Genomic DNA, 6,077 nt, shown 5'->3' on the forward strand with positions numbered 1-6,077 from the left:
CGCGCTCGGGCAGGGACTCCGGCGACTGCCCGGAGCCGACCTTGCGCGCGGCCATCGCAAGCCGCGCGAACGGCCGGTTCACGAGACTCGTGATGAAGGCCGCGCCGAATAATGACAGCGCGAGCGCGAATACGCCCCAGCCGGCCCATTGCAGGCCCGTCGCATTGTCGAGCTGATCGCGATCGAGAGCGACCCAGTAATCGTCGTCGTCGATCTTGAAGCTGATCCACACGCCGTTGATGTCGTTCACGCTTTGCGCGATCACGGTGTCGTCGCCGAGGCGGCCGCGAATGTCGCGCTCGATCAGGCGGTTCAACGATTCGTCGGGCTGGAGTTTGTATTTGTCGGTGGCCTCGCGCGGATAGACGCGCACCCCTTCGTTGCTCTCCAGATCCTGCAGCAGCGCGCGCCGCAAGTCGGGATCGGAATAGAGGAGCGCGGTGCGCGTGAGCTTGACGATCGCGACGAGTTGCAGTGCCACGCGCTGCGCGCGCGGCTCGCGCTCGATCACGCGAAAGCTCTGGAACCACGCCGCGAGACTGACTGCGATCAACAGTGCGATCAGCAGAAAGGTCCGCCAGAAAAGGCCGCCGAACGCGAGCGTCAGGAGGCGCCGGTCGATCCGCATGGGCCCTTCTTATGAGAAGTCAAACACAGCAACTATGTTGCAGGCGACCGGAGTCGGCGCTGCGGCGCCAGCTCCGGTCGACCGCGATAAATCGCATGGAGTCGGACCAAGCGCCAATGCGCGAACTCCGGTCGACACCTTCCGGCACAACTCAGGCGGCACCGTCGGGAATGAATACGTAGCCCAGACCCCACACGGTCTGAATGAAGCGCGGGCTGCCCGGATCGGGCTCGATCAGCTTGCGCAGACGCGAGATCTGCACGTCCAGGCTGCGGTCGAAGACTTCGTATTCACGGCCACGCGCGAGCTCCATCAGCTTTTCGCGCGACAGCGGCTGGCGCGGGTGACGCGCGAACACTTTCAGCACCGAGAATTCGCCGGTGGTAAGCGGAATTTCCTGGCCGGCCTTGGTGAGCGTGCGGGTGGCGAGATTCAGCGCGAATTCGCCGAATTCGAATACTTCGGTGGTCTCGGATGGTGCACCCGGCAGTTCGGACGGCGACTGACGGCGCAGCACCGCGTGAATGCGCGCCACCAGTTCGCGAGGATTGAACGGCTTTGGCAGATAGTCGTCGGCGCCCATTTCGAGGCCGACGATGCGATCCACATCCTCACCCTTGGCCGTGAGCATGATGATCGGCGTGCGGTCGTTGCTGCCGCGCAGACGGCGGCAGATCGACAGTCCGTCCTCGCCGGGCAGCATCAGGTCGAGCACCAGCAGATCGAAACGCTCGCGCACCCAGAGCTTGTTCATTGACGGCGCATTCTCGGCAACATAGACATTGAAGCCCTGTTCACCGAGGTAGCGGCGCAGCAGATCGCGCAGGCGTGGGTCGTCGTCGACGACGAGGATTTTCGACGGGTTTTTGGTTTCCATGGTCGGCATCTTAGCGCGATTAGAAAGTGGTGCGCGGTTACACCGTTTCGGGGGTTACAGTCGGTTACAAAATTTACCCGCACTGTGGCGCGGCGTAAAGTACGCGCGTTTAGACTCCTTTACTGAATGCGGCTGTTCGGTGGATACTTCACTCGACAAAAACTCTCGCACCCGGCTGTTACCGGGGTTTGCATACGCATCTGAGGTCGCCGGTTGCCGCGCCACGAAGGGAACAACATGAAGGGAGGGGTTTGGCCAATTGTGCGCCTGAGCGTGATTGCACTGGCGGTTGCCGGTACGCTCGCAGGCTCACTGAGCCCGACGCTCGCCGTTGCACAGCCGGCCGCCGATAGACTCCCCCGCGAGCATGCAAGCCGGTCTGGCAGTAGCCGGCTCAATCGCCACAACCTCGTCACCGATCGTCCTGCTTCTGACGCGATGCTGCGCACCGCCGTTCCTCCCGATCTCGATCAACGCCGCCGCGACGGCCATATGACGCCCGAAGAGCGGCGTCTGCTGCGCCAGCATATCGAAGACGCCGTGCGCGAACTGTACAAGCGGTAGTCTCTGCGCGTGCGTGCTGTGGCATCGGTACACCACATCGAAGTGCTGCGATCGCGCGCACGTCGTCGCCTGAGAAGTCCTGTTGCACGTTGCGCGTGACCGGCTCGCCGAGTTGCTCCGGTGAGTCGCCAGCATAAGCGCATTGCGCCGGAGTGCACGCTGCGATCTGCGACCTGCGAGCCGGTGACCACCCAATCAGCGCTGATGAAACTTCCTCGACGTGTTACCTGGCGGCTCATGGTTAATGGGCTCGGCGACCGCGCTCGTCGCGTTCCTTCACGACGCGACTTCCGCCGTCGCACAGCAGCGTGTGCCACGTTCCGCCGATGCGAGACATCGGGCGGCGCAAGCAATCGAAAACGCAAACGCAAGCCGAACGAAAATTTCGCCCGCGAGGTGATGGAACTCTTCACGCTCGGCGACGCGCATTAGAGGCAGCACGATGTCGCCGAGGCCGCGCGCGCATGCACGCGCTGGAGTCTCTGTCCTGATACACAGAGCTACATGTGGCGCGCGCGCCAGCACGACGGCGGCGAAAAGACAGTACTCGACCACACGGGTCCGTTCGATGGCGATCAGGTGCTCGGAATCCTTCTCGTTCGGCCTGAAACAGCGACGTTCAACACGACCAGGCTATGGCGTGAGTTGGTGTCGACACACCGGAGCCCGCGCGCACCGAGCCGATTGCCGCGCAATTACGCGCGAGTCGCTATGACATCAAGCTCGTGTTGCGCGAGGTGCTGTTGAACGATGGGTTCTGGAGCGGCGACAACCCCGGCGTGCTCGTGAAGTGGCCGGTCGAGTTCGTCGTCGGCACGGTACTCGTTCGAGATCATCTATGACGACACTGAGCCGTTCGCCGCTCGGCTTCGCGCGTTCGGCGAGAACCTGTTCGATCCGCCGACCGTCAGAGGATGGCCGGGCGGTGCGACGTGGATCGACAGTTCGACGTTGCTCGCGCGCAAGCGATTCGTCGAGCAACTCTTTCGCGCGACCCAGGCTGCGGGGCACGCGCCCAACAATGAACCGGCGGCCGCGCGGACGGCGGTGAGCGATGCGCAGGCCACCACGGCGAGTGCTGCGAATGCGCCGCTGCAGCGGGCGATGACCCACACGGGTCGGGGTGGCGTACGCTTCGATAGCGCGAACTGGCTCGCGCGCTACAACACTTCGCCCACTGCGAAGCCGGGACTGTCGACCAATTCGCAGTTGCAACACGCGGTCTTGCCATTGCCGCCGGGGCATGCTATCGCAACGGATTCGACGCGAGCGCGTATCTCGAAGCGCTGCTGACGGACCCGGCTTATCAACTGAAGTAGTCGATCAAGTAGTCGAGGCGTTTGATAACGCTGAAGCGTGCAGGCCGTCAAAAGACGCAGCCGGCGCGAGCACAGCTTCTGCCGGGCACGATGACGACGAGGTGCGAGATGAAACGACGCAGCTTTCTTTCGATGGGCGCGGCTACCGGCGCGTCGCTGTGCTTGCCTCGCGCGTTCGGTGCCCCGAATGGGGCGCCCGAGTCGAGTCCCGCTTCATCCGCTGCGCCGCTCGCATCCGCTTTTGCTGGCCACGGTTACGGCAACCTGCTGATCGTGATCGAACTGAAGGGCGGCAACGATGGCTTGAACACCGTGATCCCATTCGCCGATCCGCTCTATTACACGCTGCGCAAAAACATCGGCATCAAGCGCCAGCAGGCGATCCAGCTCGACGAGCGCAGCGCGCTGCATCCTGCGCTGCAGCCGCTGATGCCGCTGTGGCAGAGCCGCCAGCTGGCCATCGTGCAGGGCGTCAGCTACCCGCAGCCCAATCTGTCGCATTTTCGTTCGATCGAGATCTGGGATACCGCGTCGCGCTCCGACGAGTACTTGCGCGAAGGGTGGCTCACGCGCGCGTTCGCGGCGAAGCCAGTGCCCGCGAGTTTCGCGGCCGATGGCGTGGTGATCGGCAGCGCCGAAATGGGGCCGCTCGCTAACGGCGCGCGGACGATCGCGCTCGTCAATCCCGCGCAGTGCGTCAGCGCGTCGCGGCTCGCGACGCCGGTGTCGTTGCCCGAACGCAATCCGGCGCTCGCGCCTATTCTCGATGTCGAGAACGAGAGAGTTAGAGTGGCTGACCATCTGCGTCCGATGCGGAGCCAGCCGCGGTTGAAAACCGTGTTTCCGGGCGGCGCGCTGGGCAGTTCGATCAAAGCGGCGATGCAAGTGCTGGCCGCCTGCGATACGCGGCAAGGACAGCCTGTGAGCGGGCAGGGCGTCGCGGTGATCCGCCTGACCCTGAACGGTTTCGATACGCACCAGAACCAGCCTGCCCAGCACGCCGCGTTGCTCGGACAATTCGCACAGGGGTTGGTGGCGATGCAGTCGGCGCTCGTCGAGCTGGGCCGCTGGAACGATACGCTCGTGATGAGCTACGCGGAGTTCGGCCGCCGCCCGCGCGAGAACCAGAGCAATGGCACTGATCACGGCACCGTGGCGCCGCACTTCGTCGCGGGCGGGCGCGTGCAGGGCGGTCTGTATGGCGTGCCGCCGCTGCTTGCGCGGCTCGACGGTAACGGCAATCTGCCGATCGGCGTGGATTTCCGTCAGTTGTATGCGACGGTGCTGGGGTCGTGGTGGGGGCTCGAAGCGCCGGCGATTCTGCGGCAGCGATTCGAGCCGCTGCCGTTGTTGCGCGTCTAGATGTGCGTCGTCTCCAGCGGTTCGTGGCTGGTTCGCTGTTTTGCGAGGGCGCTAGTGGACCGGTCGTGGACCGGTGGTGAACCCGCTAGTGGAACCGGTAGTGACCAGGTACTGAACCCGGTGGCGAACACATAGTCGACCGGCAGTGGACAAACAGTGCGCCCACGTCGCGCGTATTTCACGCCGGCATTCGCGCGTGCATTGCCCTCATTTCGCGCGCCACGCGATCCACAGCTTGCGGATCGGCGTCAACGCGATGCGTTGATGCAGCACGTGATAGCCGTCCTGTTCGATTTCGTCGAGCAGCGCCAATGCCAGCGCTGCAAGGGCGATCAGCGTGCGCTGCGTGCGGCGGGCTTTCGCGGGCATCGCGGCGAGCGCAGCGCGCACCGCATCGCGCGCGCGATGGGTTTCGAAGCGCATCAGCTCGGTGAACCCGTCCGTGTATTTGCGATTGATCAGATCAGCGGCAGTGACGTTAAAGCGCTGCATCTCGTCGATCGGGATATAGATGCGGCCGTGGCGCGCGTCGTTGCCCGTCTCGGCGACGAATTGCGCGAGCATCAGCGCTTCGCCGAGTGAAGCGGCCCACTCCATCGCCTGCGCGGCGTCGCGCACCGCGCCGTTCACCATACCGTTGGCGACCCCGTTCGCCGCGGCCCGGGAAACGAGCGACGCGAAGTTGCCGCCGACGCCATTCACATAGCGCCGCAGATTCGGATAGTCGAGATAGCGCGCCTGGTCGAGGTCCATTTCGAAACCGCCAAGCAAGGCCTGCAACGCCGCATATTCGGCCTGCACATCGGGCAGATGAGCGGCGAGTGCTTGAGATACCGGATGCGACGGCGCGCCGGCCGCGAGCGACGCGATCTCCTTTTGCCACCACGCGAGTTTGGTGCGGCCGACTGCGGGATCGCTGGTTTCCTTGACGGTTTCCTCGAACTCGCGACGCAATGCGAAGAGCGCGGTCAACAACGGCTGGCTGGCCGCGCGCGCCTGGCGCAGCGCATAGTAGGTGCTCGATCCTGGCGGCGCCGCTTTCTGCTGGCAATAGTCGTCGAAATTCACGGGATGGGGTGTGTGGGGAAGGACTCGCGGCGACGGTGCCATGGACATGCTGTGGGCCGGTCATGGCGCGTTCGCGTCGGGCCGAAAATTGTAGCATCGGCGCCGCTTGCACAGAGGTCAGCAGATGCAGACAAGCGTGAATCAATCGGTTAGAATCTCGCGCTTACGCTTTTGGGCGCATGCTGATTGCGTGGTCCTGAACGCATAGCATTCGCGTGAGTGGCGAAATTGGTAGACGCACCAGGTTTAGGTCCTGACG

At 64.0% G+C, this 6,077-nt stretch carries 4 protein-coding genes and 2 pseudogenes; 3 read left to right on the plus strand and 3 right to left on the minus strand.

Annotated elements, in window-relative coordinates; genetic code table 11:
- Both VGH68_RS19270 and ompR read right to left on the minus strand, forming a co-directional pair.
- A pseudogene (locus VGH68_RS19270) lies at positions 1-628 on the minus strand (two-component sensor histidine kinase); the annotation flags it as partial.
- Positions 629-779: 151 nt separating this feature from the next.
- The gene (gene ompR / locus VGH68_RS19275; protein ID WP_006048917.1) at positions 780-1,514 is read right to left on the minus strand and encodes a two-component system response regulator OmpR; all 735 of its coding nucleotides are present in this window, start codon (positions 1,512-1,514) and stop codon (positions 780-782) included.
- A gap of 228 nt (positions 1,515-1,742) precedes the next feature.
- Between ompR and VGH68_RS19280 the strand changes: the two genes are divergently transcribed.
- The 3 genes and pseudogenes from VGH68_RS19280 (at position 1,743) to VGH68_RS19290 (ending at position 4,750) form a co-directional block, all read left to right on the plus strand.
- Positions 1,743-2,069: a hypothetical protein gene (locus VGH68_RS19280; protein WP_331605279.1), complete on the plus strand. Its 327-nt coding sequence runs from the start codon at positions 1,743-1,745 to the stop codon at positions 2,067-2,069.
- A 399-nt stretch (positions 2,070-2,468) separates the two neighbouring features.
- A pseudogene (locus VGH68_RS19285) lies at positions 2,469-3,362 on the plus strand (DUF1800 family protein).
- A 134-nt stretch (positions 3,363-3,496) separates the two neighbouring features.
- Complete coding sequence (locus VGH68_RS19290) at positions 3,497-4,750, plus strand: DUF1501 domain-containing protein (protein ID WP_331605280.1); 1,254 nt, start codon at positions 3,497-3,499, stop codon at positions 4,748-4,750.
- A gap of 207 nt (positions 4,751-4,957) precedes the next feature.
- On the opposite strand, the gene VGH68_RS19295 is transcribed toward VGH68_RS19290, so the two are convergent.
- Complete coding sequence (locus tag VGH68_RS19295) at positions 4,958-5,818, minus strand: squalene/phytoene synthase family protein (protein WP_331605281.1); 861 nt, start codon at positions 5,816-5,818, stop codon at positions 4,958-4,960.
- Positions 5,819-6,077: the final 259 nt, after the last annotated feature.

This window comes from Paraburkholderia sp., assembly GCF_036488505.1.
In the GTDB taxonomy this organism is placed as follows: Bacteria; Pseudomonadota; Gammaproteobacteria; order Burkholderiales; family Burkholderiaceae; genus Paraburkholderia.

Coding starts and splice junctions, on each gene's coding strand:
- ompR (WP_006048917.1), bottom strand. CDS start 1,514: ATGCCGACCATGGAAACCAAAAACCCGTCGAAAATCCTCGTCGTCGAC.
- VGH68_RS19280 (WP_331605279.1), top strand. CDS start 1,743: ATGAAGGGAGGGGTTTGGCCAATTGTGCGCCTGAGCGTGATTGCACTG.
- VGH68_RS19290 (WP_331605280.1), top strand. CDS start 3,497: ATGAAACGACGCAGCTTTCTTTCGATGGGCGCGGCTACCGGCGCGTCG.